The following is a 20463-nucleotide window of genomic DNA, read 5'->3' as shown; positions in this document are numbered from 1 at the left end:
TCACGCCTCCAGGGCCGAACGCAGGTCCCAGAGCATCCGCCAGGTGGCCGCGCCCTGTTCGGCGCGGCGCCGGACCGGGCCGTCCCAGTAGCCGAGCAGCCGGGCGGCGTCGGCCGGGTCGTCCTTGCGGACGACGCCGATCAGCTGGCCCGGCAGCCGACCGAGGAGGTCACCGCCGTCGGGCAGGTAGGCGGCGGAGACGCCCAGCGCCGTGGCCACCGAGACAGCCTCGGCGGTGCTCATCACGGTGGACGGGCGTTCGACGTCCCAGCCCTCGGTGGAGCGGCCGGTGCGCAAGTCCCGGAAGGCGGTGACGAGTGCCTCCAGCACCGCGTCGTCCACCGCGTACGAGGCGCCCGCCCGGGCGACGGCGGCGGTGGACTGACGGCGGACCAGCTCGACCTCGGCGGCCAGGCTGCCGATCGGGCCGACGGTCTCGAAGTTGAACCGCCGCTTGAGGGCGGCGGACATCTCGCTGACGCCCTTGTCCCGCAGGTTGGCGGTGGCGATCAGCGTGAAGCCGGCCGCGGCGTGCAGCTGGCCGTCCGGGCCGCCCGCCAGCTCGGGAACGGCGATGCGCCGTTCGGAGAGCAGCGAGACCAGCGCGTCCTGCACCTCGGGCAGGCAGCGGGTGACCTCCTCGACCCGGGCGACCGCGCCGGTGGTCATCGCGGTGAGCACCGGCGACGGCACCAGGGCCTCCCGGCTGGGGCCCTTGGCCAGCAGCAGGGCGTAGTTCCACCCGTACTTGAGCTGGTCCTCGGTGGTGCCGGCGGTGCCCTGGACGGTGAGCGCGCTGGTGCCGCAGACGGCGGCGGCGAGCAGCTCGGAGAGCATCGACTTCGCGGTGCCGGGCTCGCCGACGAGCAGCAGGCCGCGCTCCCCGGCGAGGGTGACGACGCAGCGCTCGACCAGGGCCCGCTCGCCGACGAACTTCTGCTCGATGACCAGGCTCCGCCGCCCGGCCTTGAGCTTCTCCCCGCCGCTGCCCATCACGAAGGTGACCACGGCACGCGGGGTGAGCCGCCAGCCGGGCGGGCGCGGGCCCGAGTCCTGGCCGGCCAGGAACTCCAGTTCGGCGGCGTACTTCTCCTCGGGCGGGACGATCTGGCGCGCCGTGGCGTCGGCGGGCTGGTCCTTCACGGCGGTGCTCATCGGCGGGCCTTCCTGCGCTTGCTGGTGCGGAGCTCTTCGTATCCGGGGGTGTCCCCCTCGCCGACCCGCTGCCAGGCCCGGACGAACAGCTCCGGGACGGACAGCCGCGGCAGGACCGCGCGGTGGGTGGGCAGTTCGTACAGACCGGCCTTCCAGGTCTCCACCGGCAGGCCGGGGGCCTTGATCTCCTGCCAGCCGCCGGGCAGGAAGAGGCTGCGGCCGGCCCGGGCCCGCTTGGCCTCCAGCACCAGGTCGGTGGCGGCGAGTTCGGCCCGTGCCCGCTTCAGCCGGGTGGGCTTCCAGCCCGTCCAGCGGGCGACGTTGCGGTCGGTCGGGTCGGGCAGGGCGAGCAGTTGGAGGTAGAGCGCGGCGGCGTCCGCGCCGAGGCCGTGGGCCGCGGCCACCTCGGCGACCAACCCGCCGGCGCAGAGCTGTGGGTTCTGCGCCCAACGGACCGCCCCGGGGGTACCGGCGGCACCGGCCGGCGCCGGGTCGGACCCGAGCTCCGGCAGCGCCACCAGGCGCTCCAGCACACCGTCGAGGATCGCGGCCAGCGCGTGCCGCTGGCTCCCGAACCAGTAGCCGGTGCCGAGCCCCTCCAGCAGCTCCAGCAGCGGGTCGTCGCCGCCGTCGAGCCCGGCCGGGCGCAGCCAGGCATGCTCGCCTTCGCCGTCCCCGGTGCCGGGAACGAGCACGAGGGCCTCGCCGCAGCGGACCAGGCCGTCGGCGTCGGCGCCGCCCTCGGCCGGCAGGCCGTACCGGGTGCGCAGCAGCGGTCCCAACGCGCCGTTCTTGGCGGTGTGGTAGAGGTCGTAGTCCAGCAGCAGCTCCGGGTCGGCGAGCCGGGCGCGCAGCGCGGTGACGGCCTGCGGCAGCAGCGGGCGCAGCGGGCTGTCGGCGGGCAGGTGGTAGGCGAGCCAGCGCAGGGCGTCGACCACTCCGCTCAGGCCGGAGGTGCCGGGCAGGGCGTCCGGGTCGTCGGCGCGCAGCCGCGCCGGCCCGCCGTCCTCGTCGGGGCGCAGCCGGAAGCCGGTGGTGCGGTTGAGCCAGGCCGTCCGGGCCGGGTTGAGGACCTCCTCGATGTGCTCGATGCCGACGCCGGTGACGGCGGCCTGGGCCTCCTCGGGCAGGGTGACGAGCTCGCCGAACCACTGCGTCCAGCGCTCGGCCCCGGCGGCGGTGTCGGGCCCCTCGACCCAGAGGGCCTTCGGGTCGGCGGGCAGCAGCGCCGTCCAGACGGCGGTGAGGCCGGCCCGGTCGCGGCCGCGCAGCCAGTCGCGGGCGGCCCGGGCCTCGGTGGACTTGAGGCCGAACTCCTTGAGCCGGTCGGCGGGGAGCGCGTTGCCGTACCACTGGAAGAGGGTGTTCGTGGGGCTGAGCAGCAGGGCGGCGCGGGTGGCGCCGATGCCGGTCCGGCCCCCGAACGCGACGGCCTGCTCGGGCTCGCGGGCGAAGCCGCCGTGCAGGGCGAGCAGCGCGGTGAACCCGGCCGTCCACTCGGCGGTGAGGCTCTCCTCGGTGTTCCGCTCCTCGGCGGTGCCGAAGTGGGCGACCGGCCCGAAGGCGCCGCTCGGGTCGTGGTCGACGGCGAGCCAGTGCACCCGGTCGTCACGGTGGTGGCGGCAGCCGAGGAGGACCACGGTGCGGTCGCCGTGCCGCAGGACCTGGCCGGCCCGCCGCTGGTGCTTGCGGTTGCTGCCGTCGGCGTCGACGAAGTCGGCGAGCGGCTCGGTCAGGGTGACCTCGCGCAGGGTGGCACCGCGGTCGGCGAGCGGGCCGCGGGTCAGCTCGGTGAGCAGCACGGCGAGCGCCGACCGCTCGGCCGCGCCGGTGAGCGGGGCGGCCGCGGCGTAGGCGAGGGTGCCGAGGTGGCCGAGGGCGTGCAGCCAGCCGTGGTGGTTGTCGTCCCCCTCCAGTTCGACCTGGAGGGGGGTGGACCAGCCGGCGGTACCCGCGGGCGTCGCCGGCGGGTCGGCGAGGACGGCGAGGACGGTGCGCAGGTTGCCCAGCACCCGCCACTGCTCGTCGTGCTCCCAGGAGCGGCCGAAGCCCGCGAGGCCGGGCAGCAGGATGCCCACCGCCTCGCGGAGGTCCTGGTCGCGCCCGAACCGGGGCCGGTGGGCGGGGCTCGTCCGGCCGCTGCCGGGCTGGGGGCGGGCCTCGGCCTCGGGCTGCGGGACGAACCGCGCGGCCCGGTCGAGCAGGTCGGCGGCGGACCGGGCGAGCCCGGCGACGCCGGCCCGCAGCAGCGGGTGCCCGAGGCCGGGCAGGACGGCGCCGACCTCCTCGACGCGCACCGTGCGGCGGGCGGCCTTGCCGGTCGCGAGCAGCCGACGCACCCCCTGGACGGTGAGCCAGCGCTGCTCGGCCTCGGCGACCGGCTCGACGTCCACCGGCCAGGCGGCGTCGATCAGTCGGGCGGCCTGCTGGTCGGTCAGGCCGCGCAGGGTGTTGGAGCCGGCCTCGTCGCGCGGGCGCAGGGCGTGCCAGTGGACGAGCGGCGGGACGAACGCGGTACCGGCCGCCGCCAGCCCACCGGGCCGGCAGGTGCTGAGGTGGGTGGTGGTGTCGCCACCGGCGCCGGTGGCGTCGGGCAGGGCCAGACCGAGGCCGCCGCCGCGCGCCTGGACGACCAGCGGGCGGGCGTCGCCGGGCAGGCCGAGCCGGCCCACCGGGAACCGCTGGACCTGCCCGACCCCGCCGGTCAGGACGAGGGTGGTGCCGTCCGCGGTACCGGTGGTGACCGTCGTGTCGTCGACCCGGACCCAGCTGCCGAGCGCGACGCCGTCGGTGCCGAGCGGGGTGGCCTCCAGGCCGGGCTGCATCGGCAGCAGCCGGGTGCGGTCGAGGTCGAGCCGGCCGGCGGCCGCGGTGGCGGCGATCCGGGGCGGTTCGGCGGTGCGGCCCAGCGTGCCGGTGGTCGGGTCCAACTCGGTGAGCGCGGCGCCGGCCTGGCCGTACCGGACCGTCCAGTGGCCGGTGCCGTCCCCGATCACCCGGTGCTCGGTGGGCATCCGGGTGTCCCCGGCGTGCAGCGGGCGCTCACCGGTGGTCCGGCCGCCGCCGGGCAGCGGGAGGGACGGCGTCTCCGGATCGTCCCGGCCGCCGTAGTAGCGCACGATCGTCTCGCCGCCGAGCTCGAAGGGCTCCGCGGGGCGGCCGGACCAGTAGGCGTACTGCTTGCCGTCCCGGTACCAGGCGACCAGCAGCTCGCCGTCGGCGAAGCGCAGCCGGGGCCGCTGCCAGCTCTCCAGCTTGTCGGGGATGCGCAGGGTGTGCTCCAGCAGGACGCCCTGCGGGCCGACCACCACGGCCTGGTTCCCGAGGGCCAGGATCAGCTGCGGCCAGGCGTCCTCGACGAGGAGGCCCTCGGGCAGCTCCCGGCCGGCCGGGCCACCGGGCGCCGGGCCCGGCTCGACACCGAGCGCGGCGAGCGCCTCCTCCAGCGCGGGCCAGCCGAGCTCGTCGAGGATGCCGGCGCGCAGGGTGCGGGCGAGCAGACCGGTGACGTCGAGGCCGGCGATCCGCTCGGCGGCGGCCGGGTTCTCGGTGCGGATCGCGGTGCGGCTGGAGCGCAGCTGCCCCAGCAGGTCGGCGGCGCTCGCCAGGCCGCGGGCGGCGAGCAGGTCGTCGGCCCGCGCGTCGGACCATTCGACGAACAGCTCGCGCAGCACCGGGAGGGCGGCCGGCCGCTTCTTCTCGGCGGCCGTCCAGGTCTGGGGGACGGCCGCGCGCAGCGCGGGGCGGAACCGCGGGTCGGCGGCGACGGCGGCGAGGGTGCGGCCGTCGGGGCCGGACACCCGGACCCAGTCGTCGAGCCCGAAGCCGTGGCCGGCGGCCGGGTCGGCGACCGGGACGCCCTCGGTGAGCAGCAGGTCCAGCAGCTCGATCTGGGTGGGGCTGCGCCGGATGCCGGTGAAGAGGTCCACCGGGACGGCCTCGGCGCGCAGCCGGTCGGCCATCCGGGCGGCCAGGGCGACGGTCTCGGCGCCGAGGCCGTGGTTGCGCCAGCCCCGGCCGACGTGGCTCACCCAGCGCTGCAGCCAGACCGCGGCCGGCTCGACGACGCCGGGCGCCGCCGCGTCGGCGGGCAGTCCGGTCAGCAGCCGCTCGGCGCCGCTCTCGGCGAGGACGGTGAGCCAGGAGGCGTCCTGGGCGCTCTGGTCGGAGACCCCGGCCGGGTCGGGCAGGATCTCCAGCAGCCGGGCGCGCACGGTCTCGTCGCGCCGGCCGAGCTCGATGACGGCGCCGTGCCAGGACTTCCAGAACGCGCCGGGCGCGCGGTTGACGGCGGGTGAGGCGAGCAGTTCGACGAGCAGGGCCTGCTCGTGCTCGGCACGGTCCAGCCCGGCGGCCCGGATCAGCGCGCGGGCGTCCTCGGCGACCCCGGCGTACGGGGCCATGCCGGCCGCCGAGCGCTCCGTGCACAGCTGGCGGAAGCGCTGCCAGGCGGTCAGCGGGTCGAGCCGGCCGCTCAGCTCCTTGACGTACTGGCGCAGCGCCTTGACGGTGAGCGCGCCGGCCAGCGCGAACTCCAGGAAGACGGCGCGCAGCCGCTCCTCGTCCACGGCGAGGCTGTGGGTGCGCTCGGCCTCGCGGGCCTTGCCGAAGAAGGTGCCGGCGTAGGTCTGGTTGCCCTGCTCGACGAAGATCCGGCCGACCTCCTCGCAGTAGGTCGGCAGGAAGTGCGGCACGGCGCGGCCGAGGCGCACGGCGAGCTCCTCGAAGCCGTCCTTGGCGTGGCCGGGCTTGGACTTGGCCTGCCGGGCGAGCCGCTCCATCTCCTTGACCAGGGCGAGGGCGTGATGGCCGTTCGCCGGGTCGTGCACCAGCGCCCAGGCGGGGAAGCCCAGCGCCTCCTGGCGGACCTGGCCGACCTCGACCGGCTCCTCGGCGGGCTTCAGGCCGAGGAAGTCGACCGCCAGGTCCTCGGCGGGCCCGAGCGCTCCGGGGACGAGCCGCACGACCCGGCGCCCGTCGAGCGCGGGATGGGCGTAGCTGCGGGCGGTGAGGACGTCCGCGGCGCTGTCGGGCTGCCCGGCACCGGGCAGCGTGCCCGCCGGCAGGACGGCTCCGGCGTCCAGCAGGCGCTGGTGCAGTTCGGTGGTGCTCATGCGGCTTCCTCCCCTTCGATCGTGCGGCCGGCGTGCAGCGCGGCGGCCATCCGCATGCCTTCGGACCAGGCGACCGGCCCGACCTGGGCCAGCGGCAGGACCTTGCCGTCCGGGCCCGCCCAGCTGAGCGCGCCCGTCTCGCACGCGTCGTACTCGTAGTAGTCCCCGACCCAGACGCGGGCCTCCAGGGCCAGGCCGCCCTCGACGACCGGCAGCACGGCGTGGCCGCCGCGCACCCGGTAGCCGAGCCGGGCGCACCGGCCGAGCAGCTCGCGCAGCTCCTTGTACCGGCCGCCGGAGTAGTCGGTGACCTCGGTGCCGGCCGCGACCGCCGCCGGGCGGTGCCAGACCTCCCGGTACAGCTGCTGCACCTGCTGGGAGACCCCGAGCTCGACGGCGAACTCGCGCAGCTCGTCCAAGTCCTCCAGGAGGACGGGGTGGGGTATCCGGATCTCCCCGGCGGTCAGGCGCACGGTGTCCCCGTCGAGGTCGACCAGGCCGAGCCCGCGCTCGGCGTCGGCGCCGCGCAGGAAGCCGGCCACCTCGCCGTCCACCCCCGTGACCACCACGTCCCGCAGGACCTCCTGCCAGGCCTCGTCGGGCCAGACCGCGACGAGGACCGCGGCGGGCACGGGCAGCGAGCGGACCATCCACCGCTCGACGTCCTCCAGGCAGCTCCGCCGGTGCGCGGCGAGCCACTCGGTGAGCTGCTTGAGCCCGGTGACCACCGGGTCGTCGTTCAGCTTCGACGGGACGGACTTCAAGGGGCGGCCGGCCGCGTTGCGGCACACCACCCTGCCCTCCGCGTCGAGCGCGACTTGATAGCCGCCCGTCCCCGCTTCCACCCACGTCACGGCCGCTCTCCTCCCAGCTGGTGGTCTGTGATGGGAGGAACGTAACGGGACACACTGACAACGCGTCCGCCGGGGGGCGGCGGCCGCGGGCTGGGCCTTTCAAACCCATCGAACGAGTGAACGACCGGCAACGCCGCGCCGCGGCCGTCGCGGGGCCCGTCGTCGCCCCGCGACCCGACGACGGGCCAACTGCCGCACGGAGGAGACGATTCCGCCGGACGGCCGGACGGCCCGGGCCACCACGTCCGGCCGAACCCTAGGAGAGGGTGAGGCGAAGGATCCGGTCGTCGCCGGAGCGGGAGTCCCCGCGCCCGTCGGTGTTGTTGGTGACCAGCAGCAGCGTCCCGTCCCGGTCGGCGACGACGGTGCGCAGCCGGCCGTAGGCGTCGGTCAGGAACGCCTGCGGGGCGGCGGCCGCGCGGTCGCCGTCGAGCGGGACGCGCCAGAGCCGGGTGCCGCGCAGCGCCGCGATCCAGACCGCGCCGTCGGCGTAGGCGATGCCGCTGGGGGACGCCTCGGAGGTGTGCCACTCCACCACCGGGTCGATGAACTCCGGGCGGCCGCCGGTGCCCTCGACCACCGGCCAGCCGTAGTTTCCGCCCGCACGGATCAGGTTCAGCTCGTCCCAGGTGTCCTGGCCGAACTCCGAAGCCCAGAGCCGCCCTTGGGGATCCCAGGTGAGCCCCTGCACATTGCGGTGACCGTAGGAGTACACCGGCGAGCCGGGGAAGGGGTTGCCGGGCGCGGGGGCGCCGTCCGGCGCGAGCCGCAGGATCTTGCCGCCGAGCGAGCCGGTGTCCTGGGCGAGCGCCTTGTCGCTGCTGTCCCCGGTGCCCACGTAGAGCAGGCCGTCCGGACCGAAGGCGATCCGGCCGCCGTTGTGCCGGGGGCCGTGCGGAATGCCCGCCAGGAGCACCTCCGGCGCCCCGAGTTGCTCACCCGAGGGCCGCGCCGGGTCGTAGGTCAGGCGGACGACGCGGTTGTCCGCGGCGGTGCTCAGGTAGGCGTACACCAGGTGGTCGGAGGCGTAGCCGGGTGACAGCGCGAGGCCCAACAGCCCGCCCTCACCTCCGGAGACCACCCCGGGGACGGCGCCGGCCACGGTACGGGCACCGTCCTTCACCGCGACCCGCAGGATCCGGCCGTCGTCCCGCTCGGACACCAGCAGGTCGCCGTCGGGCAGCACCACCAGCCCCCAGGGCGCCGCCAGCTTCTCGGTGACCGTCGCCCGGACGGCCACCGACGGCGCGGCAGCCGGCGAGGACGGCCCGGCGGCCGTGGCCGACGCGCCGCCCGACACCGGGGCGGACGCCGACGCGGCCGACGTGGGGGCGGCGGACGCGGCCGCGGGCGCCGGGGCCGACGAACAGCCCGCGACGGCGGCGGACCCCCACAGCAGCGCCAGCAACCCGGCTCCGACACGACTGCGCACGAGTGTCTCCCCTCAGGAGGACGGTCCAGGAGGACCGGGAACGACTGCCGCGCCGACCGGAGGAGCACGGCGCCCCCAGCTCATCACAGCGGCGAAGCCCCCCGCCGTCCGACACTCACGCCGGCCGACCGGACGGCCGGTGGCGCGACGGCCCCGGACCGGCCGGCGCGCCACCGGGTTCACCCGGACGTGCGGTTTGGAACGGTTCGCCCACCCACCGGGCCGGAGCCGCACTAGCCTGCGGGGCGCAGGCCGGTCGAGAATCCGGGGGCTTCAGCGATGAGCGCTTCTTCCACCACACCGCGGCCGATGGCCTGGCGGTACTGCGGCAACCAGGTCAAGCTCTGGCGCGCCCGGGCCGGGGTGAGCCGCGAGGACCTGGCCAGGGAGGCCGGGTACAGCGTGGAGAGCCTGCGGTCGATGGAGGCGGGCCGGCGACGGCCGTCCAGACACCTGCTCGACGTCGCCGACGAGCTGTGCGGGGCCAAGGGCATCCTGGCGGCGGGCGAGGAGTTCCTGAAGCCGGAGAAGTATCCGGACTTCGCCGAGGACTACATGCGTTACGAGGCCGAGGCCGTCATTCTGTCGAACTATCAGAACCAGCTGATTCCCGGCCTGCTCCAGACCGAGGAGACCGCCAGGGCCCTGATGAACTCGTACTTGCCCCGGATGGACGACGAGACGGTCGAGGAACGCGTAGCCGCACGGCTTGAACGCCAGAGCCTACTCAAAACCCCCACCAAGTCCTTCTGCTTCCTGATCGGAGAGGCCGCACTGCGGCACCCGATGGGTTCGCCGGAGGCGCAACAACGGCAGCTTCGCCATCTCCTGACCGCCGGCGAGCCGCGCCACATCACGATCCAGGTCGTCCCGGCCCGGAATGCCCACCCTGGGCTCGACGGCCCCTTCGTGCTCCTGGAGACCACCGATCACATCCGTCTCGGCAATGAGGAGGGCCAGACCACAGGCCTGCTCTACTCCGACCCGTCGAAGGTGAGCGTGCTCACCCAGCGCCATGAAATGATCCTTCGACAGGCCCTCGCACCCGAGGCATCGGCGAGGTACATCGGCAAGTTGGCGGAGGGGCAATGAGCACTCAGCTCGCATGGTTCAAGTCCAGCTACAGCGGCACCGCGGGTGGCGAGTGCATCGAGGTCGCCGCCGCCCCGGCCGTCGTCCGCGTCCGGGACTCCAAGGACCGGACGGGCCCGCAGCTCGCCTTCTCCCCCGCCGCCTGGTCCGACTTCGTCGTCTTCGCCGCGGCCGCGAAGACAGCGGCCCCCTGACCGGCCGGCACCGCACGGGGTGGATGCACGATTTCGCCACGGAGCCACGACACTCACTTGTACAATGTCACATTGTGATTCACCGTCCCTTCCAGCCCTCCGTCGACTACCCGCCGCTGGCCCGGCTGCTGTCCGCCACCGGGGCGCGGCCGGTCACACCGGCGGCACTGCGCGCCCAGGATGCCGAACTGCCCAGACAGGGAAGCCTCTTCGCCGGTCCCGGCAAGGCGCTCACCGGCTTCGGCCGGATCCGGCTGGTGACCCCCGGGGCCGACGACGAACTGCTCGCCTACGCCACCGCCTGGCGGGCCCCGTGGACTCCGCCCGGGGACGTCGCCTCCCTGGTGGTGGGCTCGGCGGACCTGCCGCCCGAGCGGCTGCTCCCGCTGACGGACGTACTGGAGAGCTGGGCCCGCGGCGCCGGCGCCCGCCGCCTGCTCGGCGAACTGCCGGACACCGGAAAGCCCTTCCTCCACCTGCTGACCGCACGCGGCCACCGCGTCGACGCCCACGTCCGCACCGCGACCGCGACGCTGGACACCCTCCGCCCGGCCACGCCGCCCCCGGGCATCCGCTTCGCCACGCTCGCCACCACCACCGCCCCGCAGCCGGCCCTCCAGCTCTACCGGCTCTACCGGGAGACCCTGTCCGAAACCCCTGGCTTCGCCGACGCCCTGCCCGACTACGACCGCTGGTACGCCGAGGCGGTGGCCGGCGAAGGCTGCCGCCCCGACTGGGTGTTCATCGCCGAGTGCGCGGGGCGGATCGTCGGCGTGAGCGCCGTCCGCGCCACCGGCGATCCCCACACCTGCCGCGTCGACCACACCGCCGTCCTGCGGCCCTGGCGACGGCGCGGGCTGGCCCGGACCCTCAAGACCTTCGCCGCCCACCGGCTCGCCGGCCACCGGGTGCGGACCGCCCGAACCGAGATCTCGGCGGCCAACCGCCCGATGATCGCGGTCAATTCGGCCCTCGGATACCGCTGGGGCCCGGGTCACTACCGACTCGTCAAGGACCTCTGACCCGGGCCTCGCGGCCGGCCCGCCGCCCGCCGGCCCCTCGCCCGCCGCACCCGCCCACCCGCTCCGCCACCCGGGTGCCGGGCGCCGCGCCCCCGCCGCACGGCGCGTGGCAGGCATGGTTCGTGCCCGACCGTCGACTAGCCTGCGTCGTCAGAAGGCCTGCGGGCATCGCGAGGACGGAAGGGCCCACCATGGCGGAGAACTTTGCGAAGCAGCCGGCGTCGGAGTCCGTGCGCCTGGTCGACTTCGACGAGGTGAAGGCCGTCCCCGGGATCGTCCCGGGCACGTTCGTCCTCGTCGTGAGCGGGACCAAGCCCTATCTGAACATGACGGTTCGCCTGTCGCCGCTGGTCTTCATCGCACAACCGGAGTACTGGGGCATCGAGGTGGTCGGTTCACTGTCCGGCATCGGGCTCCCCGCCACGGCCCCGTACACGGAGTCGCTGCCCCTGGACGGCATCACGGGGAGCCGGGGCATCGAGGTGATCGGGGCCTACCGGACCGAGCGGATCGACCTGCCCAGGCCCTGACCACCCGCCACCGGACCTCGGCGGCACCCCGGAGTCCGGCCACGGCCGGCGGCCGGCGGACCGGTCAGCGGCCGGCGGAGCACGTCACCTCGGCACCCTCACCTCGGCACCCCCGCAGCGTCCAGGAAGGTCCGGAACTTGGCGCTGGTCTCGGCCAGTTCGGCCTCCGGCCGGGAGTCGGCGACGACCCCCGCCCCGGCGAACACCCGCAGGGTGCGTCCGTCGGCCTCGGCGCAGCGCAGGGTGACCACCCACTCGCCGTCGCCGTCCGCGTCGCCCCAGCCGACCATTCCCGCGTACAGACCGCGGTCGAACGGCTCGATCTCGCCGATCGCCTGCCGGGCCGGCCGCGTCGGCGAACCGCAGACCGCCGGGGTCGGGTGCAACGCGGCGGCCAGTTCCAGCGCGGAGACCGCCGGGTCGGCCAGCTCGGCGGTGATCGTGGTGGCCAGGTGCCACATCGCGGCGGTCCGGACCACGGTCGGCCGCTCCGGCACCACCAGGTCCCGACAGTACGGTGCCAGCGCCTCGCGGATCGCGTCCACCACGAAGGCGTGCTCGTGCAGGTCCTTGGGGGACTCCAGCAGGGCGGCGGCCCGGCGGACGTCCTCGCCCAGGTCGGCGGCGCGCGGCACGGACCCGGCCAGCGGGTTGGCCACCACCGTGGCGCCGCGGCGCGAGAGCAGCAGCTCGGGGCTGGCGCCGATCAGCGTCCGCCCGGCGCCGGCCGGCACGGCGAAGGTGTAGCCGCCCGGGTCGCGCCGGGCCAGCCGCTGGAGGATCGCGGGCAGGTCGAGCGGACGGGCGGCGCTCAGCTCCAGCGTCCGGGCGAGCACCACCTTGCTCAACTCCCCCGCCCGCAGCCGCCGGACGGCCTCGGTGACGCCCTCGCCGTAGGCGGCGGGTTCGGGCACCGGGCGGACCCGCCAGGCCACCGGTTCGGCCGCCGGGGCGGGCAGGGCGATCAGCGGGTCGTCGCGCAGCGCGCCGCAGCTGCGGAGTCGGGCGGGGACGGCGAGTTCGGCCCGGTCGTCGTGGTCGAACGCCACCGCGCCCACCACCAGGGCGTCCCGGACCCCGTCGCGACGCGCCCGGGCCAGCGTCTCGGCGACCCGGACCGGCAGCGGACGGCCGTCCTGCGGCACCCTGGCGTGCACGCCCTCGGCGAGCAACGTGCGGGTCGGCGAGGCGAAGAACGCCTCGTCGGGCGCGGCGCGGTACTGGCCCAGCAGCCCGCTGGCCGCGCCGATGACGGTGTCGTCCGTCCCGGCGGGGGCGTGGTGCACCGTGGTCACCTGGATCTCCCAGTCTGCGAGTGGCGCCGGGCGCCCCGGGGTGGGGCGGTCGGCGGGTGGGTGTGGTTCGTGGTCGGCGGCGGGCCCGCGGCCCGGCCGCGGCGGTGGTGCGGCGATCGGCACGACCACCGGTGCGACCACCGCCGCGGCCACCGGCGCGATCACCGGCGCGCCCATGGGTGCGCCGGTCGCCGGCCCGGTTCGGACGCGCACCGGGCCTTCCCCCTGACCAGCAACATTAGGCAAGGCTAACCTAACACATACATTCGGGTGCGCCGGAGCCTGGGAGTCCGTCAACTCGCGACCCCGAAGGCCCGTTCCGGACCGCCACCGGCCCGTCCCGAGCGCCCGGGAGGCCCACCCCGCACCGGCCGGCGCCGACCTCCCGCCGCCAACCTGGACGCAACGTTGCGTCCAGTGCTACGTTCGAATCACAACGCAACGTTGCGTCTACTTTCACTCCCGGGGCCCACGCCGCCGGCCCGCCCGGCCGCCGCGCCCCGGCCACCCCGATCCCACGTCCACCCCCCAGGAGCACTCCGATGCCCTCCGCACCCCCGACCCGCGCGGCGACCCGCCCCCCGACGGCCGGTACGAAGCCGTTCGCCCGGGCCGCCGTCGCCCTCGCCCTCTGGGTCACCATGGCCGGCACCACCGTCCCGACCCCGCTCTACCCGCTCTACCAACAGGCCTTCGGTTTCTCACCGTTGACGGTCACGGTGACGTTCGCCGTCTACGCGGCCGGCGTCGTCGCCGGTCTGCTCACCCTCGGCCGCCTCTCCGACCGGGTCGGCCGCCGACCCGTCATCGCCGGTGCGCTGCTGCTCGCCGCGGCGGCGGCCGGGCTCTTCGAGGCCGCCACCGCCCTGCCCTGGCTGCTCGTCGCGCGGGTGGTCTCCGGCCTCTCCGCCGCTCTGATCACCGGCGCCGCCACGGCGGCCCTGCTCGACCTCGCCCCGCCGGAGCGTCGACAGCGCGCCCAGACCCTCGCCCTCGCCGCCACCATGGGCGGGCTGGCCGGCGGAACCCTGCTCTCCGGCGTCCTCGCCGAATGGGCAGGCTCCCCGCTGCGTTCGCCCTGGACGGTGACGCTCGTCCTCACCGGCGTCGCCCTGCTCGGCCTCCGCGCCGTCCCCGGGCCCGCCCCGGACGGCGGCACCGCCGCCACGGGCGGCGCTCCTGCCACCGAAAGCGTCACCGACAGCGGCGGCCGCACCGCCCGACGCCGGCCCGGCTTCGAGCCGCTGCGCGTCCCGGCCGACGTCCGGCCCGCCCTCCTGCGCGCCGCACTGGCCGCCGGATCCGGCTTCGCCGTGCTCGGTGTCCTCACCTCCGTGAGCGGGCTGTTCCTCGCCACCGTCCTCGGCCTGCACCACCACGCGCTCACCGGCCTGGTCGTCTGCCTCGCGTTCGCCGCCACCGCCGTCGGCCAGTTGGCCGCCCGCGTCCTGGCCGGGCCGCGCGCCCTGCCCGCCGCCTGCGCCGGCCTGGTCCTGGCGGCCGCGCTGATCGCCGCGGCGCTGCTCACCGCCTCGCTGTCGGCGCTGGTGCTCGGCGCCGTGGTCAACGGCCTCGCCACCGGCACCGCCGTCGCCACCGGCCTCGGGGCCATCAACGCGGGCGTCGGGCCGACCGAGCGGGGCGGGGCGGTGTCGGCCTTCTTCGCCGTCCTCTACACGATGCTCTCGGTGCCGGTGGTCGGTGTCGGCCTGCTGATCCGGGCCACCGACCTGCGGACGGCGGGCGTCGTCTTCAGCGCTCTGGTCGCCGCCCTGGCCGTCGGTGTCGCGGCCGGGCTGACCGGTCGTCGCCCGCGGCCGACGACCGTCCCCACAGCCATCCCCACAACCGTCCCGACGAGCGTCCCCACAACCGTCCCGACGGAGCGGGCATGAGAGGATGAGCCCGACCGAGCACCTCGTCCGGCTCCCGCACCGGCCCGCCCGTGAGGACCGCAGCACCATCGCCGCCCAGCCCCGACCCGCCACCGGCAGCAGCAGCGCGCAGAGCAGCAGCCGCCGCAGCGAGGCCGCGCGCCTGGCCGTGCTGAACGCGGCGGACGACCTCCTGGTGGAGCACGGCTTCGAGGGCCTCACCATCGAGGGCATCGCCGCCGCGGCCGGGGTCGCCAAGCAGACGATCTACCGCTGGTGGAAGTCCAAGGTCGACATCCTCTTCGACAACCTGGCCCTGGACTCCGGCCCCGCCCTCACCTGGCCCGACGCTCCCGCCACCCCGGCCGATCTGCGGGCCTACATCCACCGCTTCGCCGTCTTCCTCGGCGAGGAGCCGGCCGGCCGGGTCCTGCAAGCCCTCCTCGGCCATGCCCAACTGGACGCCCGTACAGCCGAGTTGTTGCACACCGGCTTCCTCGACCCGCTCCGCGCCCGCGATGTGGCGCACACCCGGGCCTGCCTCGGCACCTCCGGGGACGAGGCCGCCGCACTCCTGGACGCCCTGCTCGCCCCGCTCTACCACCGCGCGCTGGTGCTGCGCCGTCCGCTCGACCCGGCCTTCGTCGACGCCCTGCTGGACCGGCAGCTCGCCGGGCCCGCGCACTGAGCGAAGCCCCCGCCCATCCGGCCCGGCGTCCGCGCCGCGGCCCCACCGTCCCGAACTCCCCTTCCTCCGGCCCGTGTCCACCTCCGGGCCCACCCAGGAGTCCTCATGTTCCGACGCCCCCGGCCCACCCACGACGTCGAGGTCATCGCGACCACCCCGCTGACCTCCACCCTCACCCGGATCACCCTCGCCGGCCCGACCCTGTCCGAGCTCGGGATCGAACACCCCACCCAGTGGGTCAAGTTGACGATCCCCGAGGGCGCCTCCCGGGCCTACACCATCCGCCACCACCGGCCCGCCGAGCGGGAGGTGGACATCGACGTCGTGCTGCACGGCAACGGCCCCGCCGCCCGCTGGGCCTCCGTCGCCCGCCCCGGCGACCGGGCCCGCCTCGCCGGCCCGCGCGGGCGCCGGCCGGACTTCGGCGACGCCGCCGACCTGCTCCTCGCCGCCGACGAGAGCGCCCTGCCCGCCGCGCTCACCGTGCTCGACGGACTGCCGGCCACCGTACGGGTCTTCGCGTACTTCGAGGTCGCCACCGCCGCCGACGCGCTCCCGCTCGCCTCCCGCGCCGGACTCACCACCGCCTGGCTCCCCCGCGACGAGCCACGCGACGACCCGCGCGGCAGCCGTCGCGACGACCCCCGCCCCAAGGGCCGGCTCCTGGCGGACACCCTCCTGGCCGCCGACGTCCCGGCCGGCGCGGCAGCCTGGATCGCCGGCGAGGCGACCGCCGTCGCCACCGTCCGCCGCCACCTGCTCACCGACCGGGCCCTCCCCCGGGACCGCGTCCACGCGAAGGGCTACTGGAAGCACGGCGAGGCCGACCACAAGGACTGAACCCCAGCCCCCGAACCACTCCCCGAACCGCACCGCCCAGCACCGCTCACCGCGACCGACGCCCCGGCGACCAACCAGCCAACCAGCCAACCAGCCACCCACCGACCCCCGGGGCCACGCCCGCACCAAGCGCCACAGGAAGCACGACGAGACCGACCACAAGGGGCGAACCGGCCCCGGACCGCTCGGCGCGTCCGCGATCAGCCGGGCCGGGGCCGACACCCCGGCGATCAGCCGGCCGACCGCCGCCGCGCCGAGCGGTAGGGCCCGAGGTAGTACGAGAGCGCCGCCAGCGACGCCCCCTCGGGCACCTCCCCGGCGGCCAGCAGCTCGACCACGTCCTCCTCCGCCACCCACGCGACCCGGCTCGCCTCGCTCCGGTCGACCGGCTCCCCGATCCGGGTGCAGCCGGTCATGTGGAAGGCGTGGAACCGCATCGTCGAGATGCCGGACATCGCGTTGTACGCGGTCAGCGGCTCCACCCGGCCGGGCCGCCACCCGGTCTCCTCCTCCACCTCCCGGGCGGCGGCCGCCGCCGGCTCCTCGCCCGGCTCCGCCCACCCGGCCGGCACCTCCCACCCCCACCGCCCGGTGATGAACCGGTGCCGGTACAGCAGCAGGAACCGTCCCGCGTCATCGGTGACCACCGCCGTCGTGCAGGCCTTCGGCATCCGCACCACGTGGTGGTCGACCCGCCCGACCCCGGGGATCTCCACGTCGTCGAGCCAGAGTTCCACCCAGGGCGACTCGTAGACCGGCCGCCGGCCGTACGTCTTCCACTCCGTCATCGGCCGGTTCTCCTCCGCACCCGCGACCACCTCGCTGTCCGTCCCGACCCTCTCACGCCTCGCCGGGGCTCCGGGCCGCCCCCGGCGGCGGTCCGGAAAACCCGGTGCCGACGGGGTGCCGGGCTCCTACCGTGGGCGGCATGTGTACGCGCTCCCGGACTTCACGGCGTCATTTCGTCTGCCTGCCCTGCCGGCGGTCGGTGAAGCGGCACGGCGCGCCGGGCCGGGACGTGTGCGCCCGGTGCGGTGGCGCCCTGGTCGACGCGGGCCAGGACCTGGCCGTGCCGCGCGGGCGGGACAGGGCGGGGTGGCGGGCGCTGACCGCCCTGCTCGCCGCGGGGGTGACGTTCCATTCCCGGTGCTGCTACGGGCCCGGGTGGCGGCCGCGCACCCCCCGGGAGGTCCGCGAGCGGCTCGCCCGGTCGGCCGGCAGCGGGCGGCCGGTGGCCGAGGCGCTCACCACCCGGGATCCGGAGGACCTCAGCGCGAGGAGCCGGGCACGGGGGCCAGCCCGGTACAGCCCCGGAGGCCGTCGCGGCGCTTGAGGGCGGCCTCGGCGGCGGCCCCGGTCTGCGGGACGGGCACGCCCTGGCCGTCGACGGTGGCGGGCGTGAACGTCTCCCCGGTGACCTTGCCGGCGGCGGTCAGGGTCAGCGTCGTCACCCCGGTCTCGTCCGAGAAGGCGTAGTTGGACGTGCCGTACCAGAGGAAGTTGCCGAAGCCGTACCCGACGTAGGTGGAGCCGAGCATGCCCGAGCCGAGCATGGTGTGGGCGTGGGTGCCGACCACCGCGGTGGCCCCGGCGGTGGCGAGCTTCTTGGCGATCGCGGTCTGCGCGCCGGTCGGGCAGGCCTTGCCCTCGTCGCCCCAGTGCAGGTAGACGAGCACCACGGGCGCCTGCTTCTTCGCCTCCCCGACCGCCTTGACCAGCGCGGCGGCGTCCAGCGCCGAGGCGATGCCCGGCTTGGTGGCGCCGGCCCGCCACTTCTGGTTGGTCAGGTCCTCGACCTGGCTGGCCGCGACCACCGCGACCTTCACCCCGCGCACCGTGGTGACGTACGGGGCGTAGGCCTCCTTGGCGTTGCGGCCGACGCCGACGATCGGGATCGGCGAGGAGTCCTTGGCGGCGAGGGTGTCCGCGAGCCCGTCCGCGCCGAAGTCCACCGCGTGGTTGTTGGCCATCGAGACGACGTCGACGCCGGAGTCCTTGAGCGCGGTGAGCGCCTTGGGCGAGGTGCGGAAGGTGTACGTCTTCGACTCGGGGGCGCCCCGGTCGGTGATCGCGGTCTCCAGGTTGAGGACGGCGAGGTCGGCGTCGGAGAGGGTCGCGGAGATCGGGCCGAGCGCCTGCTCGGGGGGCTTCACCGCGAGCCGGGCCTCGGTACGGCCCTCGAAGTGGACGTCCCCGGCGAACGCCACCGTGATGCTGCCGTCGGGGCGGGGTGTCGAGGGGCCGGCGGAGGGCGTGGCCGCGGCGGAACCGCCCGCGCTGCCGGCGGACGACGCCTTGGCCGCGTCGCCGGCCGACGCCGCCCGGCCCGGCGGCGGGTCGTCCGGCCCGCACCCGGCCACGGATATCAGCCCGAGCGACAGTGCGACGGCGGCCGCGACTCGGCGCATGTGAAGTCCCCCCGGGGTCGATGCGAGAGCGGTCAGCCTACGCCACTCCCCCGCATCGCCTTCGCCCCGTCCGCACAACGTCGGGCCCGCGCGCGCCGCCCGGCGACATCCGTGCCGCCCGGCGGCGCCCGCCGTCACGCCAGGTCGAGCAGCTGTTCGTAGAAGCCGCCGAAGCCGCCCTCCCGGTCGACGAAGTGGAGCTCCAGGATCCAGTGGCACGCCCGGCCCGACCGGTCGGTGCGGCGCAGCGGATTGTCGTTGTCGGGGGTGATGTAGGACTCGGCCTTGGCCCCGTCGTTGGTCTCGTGCGGGAACTCGCCGACGAGGTGGCCGGCGTGCCAGATGCCGATCTCCCAGCCCGCTTCGGCGGCCAGCCGCTCGACCTCGGCGTACAGCTGCCGCCCGGTGATCTCCGGGTGGGCCGCGAAGAAGTCCCGGCCGGCGGCGAAGACGCGCGGGAGGTCGTCCAGGAGCCGCCGCTTGCGCGGGTCGTCGCCGAAGACGTAGGTGCGGCCGAAGTCCGCCTCGTACTCCTCGAAGACGGGGCCGAAGTCGGCGAAGGCCACGTCGTCGGCGCCGATGACCCGGTCCGGCGGGTTGTCCCGGTACGGCAGCAGGGTGTTCGGGCCGGAACGGACGATCCGCTTGTGCCAGTGCCGGGTGGTGCCGAACAGCTCGTTGGCGAGGTCCCGGATCCGGTCGCTCGCCTCGCGCTCGCCCACCCCGGGCACCACCAGGCCGCGCGCCTCGATCTCGGCGAACAGGGTGATCGCCTTCTCCTGTGCCGACACCAGGCCCTCGACGCGCCGGGCCTCCTGCGCCGTGGACGGTTCGACTGTCATACCGGTTCCCCTCTCCCCAGGTGGCGCCCGCGGAAGCCGCGCCACAGCTCACCACGTCCACCGCCCGCCCCACCGGACCGGGCGGCCCCGACCGATCGTAGCCGCGGGGCCGGGGGCCCCGGCGGGATTACCGTCCGTCCCGGCGGCCGGGACGGACCGGCCCAATCGCCCGCCGCACCGGGCCGTCGCGTCCCTGGCGCGGCGGGCGTGCGGACGCGCAGCGTGGAGGGTGGACGCCCCCCGAGGCGGACGCTCCCGAGGTCGAGGTGACGAGGTGGACGGGTCATGGACGACGTGGCGAACGGCGGCGGCCGACGGCGGATCCTGGTCGGGATCGACGGCTCCGCGCCCTCGAAGGCGGCGCTTCGCTGGGCGGTCGGCCAGGCGGTGCTGACCGGGGCCGCGGTGCAGGCGGTGGCGGCCTGGGAGTACCCGTCGCTCTACGGGTGGCTGGTGCCGATGGTGGACGACGGGTTCGAGCGGGCGGCCCGCCGCACCCTGACCGCCGAGGTCGACGAGGTGGCCGGCCGGGACCGGCCGGTGGAGATCGAGGAGAGCCTGGTCCTGGGACACGCGGCCGAGGTGCTGCTGGAGCTCGCCGAGGACGCGGACCTCCTGGTGCTCGGCAGCAGGGGGCGCGGCACCTTCGCCCGGACGCTGCTCGGCTCGGTGAGCGCCCGCTGCGCGGTGCACGGCAGCTGCCCGGTGGTGATCGTCCGCGCGGACGGCACCGCCGTCCGGCCGCACCCCGCCGACCTGCGGACGACGACCGCCACCACGGGGGCGCCCGAAGCGGCGCCGGCCGCCCGCACCAAGGAGTGGCCGCTGAGCCTGCACATCGTCGAGAGTGGCGACCTCACCCGGGTGCACGCCGTGCTCGACGCCGACGGCACCGCGCTGCACAGCGACACCCGCGCCCGCCGCGACCCGCACGACGCGCCGGCCCCGCCCGTCGGCGACGCGTTCGCCGTCGGGAGGGCCCTGATCGACCTGGGCCACCAACTGCTCAGCGCGGGCACCCGGGGCGCCACCGGCCCGGCGCGGGAGTGACATGCTGATCCCGGCAGCCGCCGGCCACGCCCGGGCGGGCGGACGGTGGGTGGCGGCCGACCGATGGCGGCCG

The 20463-nt window shown here is 75.9% G+C and carries 16 protein-coding genes; 8 read left to right on the top strand and 8 right to left on the bottom strand.

The window, feature by feature from the left end; translation table 11 throughout:
* The 4 genes from ACFXHB_RS05560 to ACFXHB_RS05545 all read right to left on the bottom strand — a co-directional run bounded on the left by ACFXHB_RS05560 (position 1) and on the right by ACFXHB_RS05545 (position 8555).
* Positions 1-1155 (bottom strand): AAA family ATPase, encoded by a 1155-nt coding sequence (locus ACFXHB_RS05560; protein WP_380572345.1) that lies wholly within the window; start codon positions 1153-1155, stop codon positions 1-3.
* Entirely contained in the window at positions 1152-6269 is a 5118-nt protein-coding gene (locus ACFXHB_RS05555) for a hypothetical protein (RefSeq protein ID WP_380572344.1), read from the bottom strand. The genes ACFXHB_RS05560 and ACFXHB_RS05555 overlap by 4 nt, the downstream gene beginning before the upstream one ends.
* Positions 6266-7123 (bottom strand): DUF4132 domain-containing protein, encoded by an 858-nt coding sequence (locus ACFXHB_RS05550; RefSeq protein ID WP_380572343.1) that lies wholly within the window; start codon positions 7121-7123, stop codon positions 6266-6268. The genes ACFXHB_RS05555 and ACFXHB_RS05550 overlap by 4 nt, the downstream gene beginning before the upstream one ends.
* A 256-nt stretch (positions 7124-7379) precedes the next feature.
* Positions 7380-8555: a PQQ-dependent sugar dehydrogenase gene (locus ACFXHB_RS05545; RefSeq protein ID WP_380572342.1), complete on the bottom strand. Its 1176-nt coding sequence runs from the start codon at positions 8553-8555 to the stop codon at positions 7380-7382.
* Between the two features lie 279 nt (positions 8556-8834).
* Here ACFXHB_RS05545 and ACFXHB_RS05540 point away from each other — a divergent pair, with 279 nt between their 5' ends.
* The 4 genes from ACFXHB_RS05540 to ACFXHB_RS05525 all read left to right on the top strand — a co-directional run bounded on the left by ACFXHB_RS05540 (position 8835) and on the right by ACFXHB_RS05525 (position 11393).
* A complete protein-coding gene (locus ACFXHB_RS05540) occupies positions 8835-9647 on the top strand; it encodes a helix-turn-helix domain-containing protein (RefSeq protein ID WP_380572340.1) in 813 nt (270 codons plus the stop codon).
* On the top strand, positions 9644-9841 hold the full coding sequence (locus ACFXHB_RS05535) for a DUF397 domain-containing protein (protein WP_380572339.1): 198 nt from the start codon (positions 9644-9646) through the stop codon (positions 9839-9841). The genes ACFXHB_RS05540 and ACFXHB_RS05535 overlap by 4 nt, the downstream gene beginning before the upstream one ends.
* A 74-nt stretch (positions 9842-9915) precedes the next feature.
* Positions 9916-10863, top strand: coding sequence for a GNAT family N-acetyltransferase (locus tag ACFXHB_RS05530; RefSeq protein ID WP_380572338.1), 948 nt, complete (start codon positions 9916-9918; stop codon positions 10861-10863).
* 191 nt (positions 10864-11054) lie between these two features.
* Positions 11055-11393 carry a hypothetical protein gene (locus ACFXHB_RS05525; RefSeq protein WP_380572337.1) on the top strand — a complete coding sequence of 113 codons (339 nt, stop codon included), beginning with the start codon at positions 11055-11057 and terminating at the stop codon, positions 11391-11393.
* A gap of 98 nt (positions 11394-11491) precedes the next feature.
* On the opposite strand, the gene dhbC is transcribed toward ACFXHB_RS05525, so the two are convergent.
* Positions 11492-12688: an isochorismate synthase DhbC gene (dhbC, locus tag ACFXHB_RS05520; RefSeq protein ID WP_380572336.1), complete on the bottom strand. Its 1197-nt coding sequence runs from the start codon at positions 12686-12688 to the stop codon at positions 11492-11494.
* 542 nt (positions 12689-13230) lie between these two features.
* On the opposite strand from dhbC, the gene ACFXHB_RS05515 reads away from it, so the two are divergent.
* The 3 genes from ACFXHB_RS05515 to ACFXHB_RS05505 all read left to right on the top strand — a co-directional run bounded on the left by ACFXHB_RS05515 (position 13231) and on the right by ACFXHB_RS05505 (position 16090).
* Entirely contained in the window at positions 13231-14583 is a 1353-nt protein-coding gene (locus ACFXHB_RS05515) for an MFS transporter (protein ID WP_380572335.1), read from the top strand.
* 4 nt (positions 14584-14587) lie between these two features.
* Positions 14588-15250: a TetR/AcrR family transcriptional regulator gene (locus ACFXHB_RS05510; protein WP_380572333.1), complete on the top strand. Its 663-nt coding sequence runs from the start codon at positions 14588-14590 to the stop codon at positions 15248-15250.
* A 105-nt stretch (positions 15251-15355) separates the two neighbouring features.
* Positions 15356-16090, top strand: a complete 735-nt coding sequence (locus ACFXHB_RS05505) for a siderophore-interacting protein (protein WP_380572331.1) — start codon at positions 15356-15358, stop codon at positions 16088-16090.
* A gap of 230 nt (positions 16091-16320) precedes the next feature.
* On the opposite strand, the gene ACFXHB_RS05500 is transcribed toward ACFXHB_RS05505, so the two are convergent.
* From ACFXHB_RS05500 to ACFXHB_RS05490, 3 genes are all read right to left on the bottom strand, one after another.
* Positions 16321-16878 carry an NUDIX domain-containing protein gene (locus ACFXHB_RS05500; protein ID WP_380572330.1) on the bottom strand — a complete coding sequence of 186 codons (558 nt, stop codon included), beginning with the start codon at positions 16876-16878 and terminating at the stop codon, positions 16321-16323.
* 480 nt (positions 16879-17358) lie between these two features.
* The gene (locus tag ACFXHB_RS05495) at positions 17359-18498 is read right to left on the bottom strand and encodes a CapA family protein (protein WP_380572329.1); all 1140 of its coding nucleotides are present in this window, start codon (positions 18496-18498) and stop codon (positions 17359-17361) included.
* 134 nt (positions 18499-18632) lie between these two features.
* Positions 18633-19340, bottom strand: a complete 708-nt coding sequence (locus ACFXHB_RS05490) for a M24 family metallopeptidase (RefSeq protein ID WP_380572327.1) — start codon at positions 19338-19340, stop codon at positions 18633-18635.
* 285 nt (positions 19341-19625) lie between these two features.
* Here ACFXHB_RS05490 and ACFXHB_RS05485 point away from each other — a divergent pair, with 285 nt between their 5' ends.
* Entirely contained in the window at positions 19626-20390 is a 765-nt protein-coding gene (locus tag ACFXHB_RS05485; protein ID WP_380572325.1) for a universal stress protein, read from the top strand.
* Positions 20391-20463: the final 73 nt, after the last annotated feature.

This window comes from Kitasatospora sp. NPDC059327 (assembly GCF_042752535.1).
Classification (GTDB): Bacteria; Actinomycetota; Actinomycetes; order Streptomycetales; family Streptomycetaceae; genus Kitasatospora.
The sequence above is the reverse complement of the archived record's forward strand: the minus strand, read 5'-3'. Positions and strand labels throughout refer to the sequence as shown.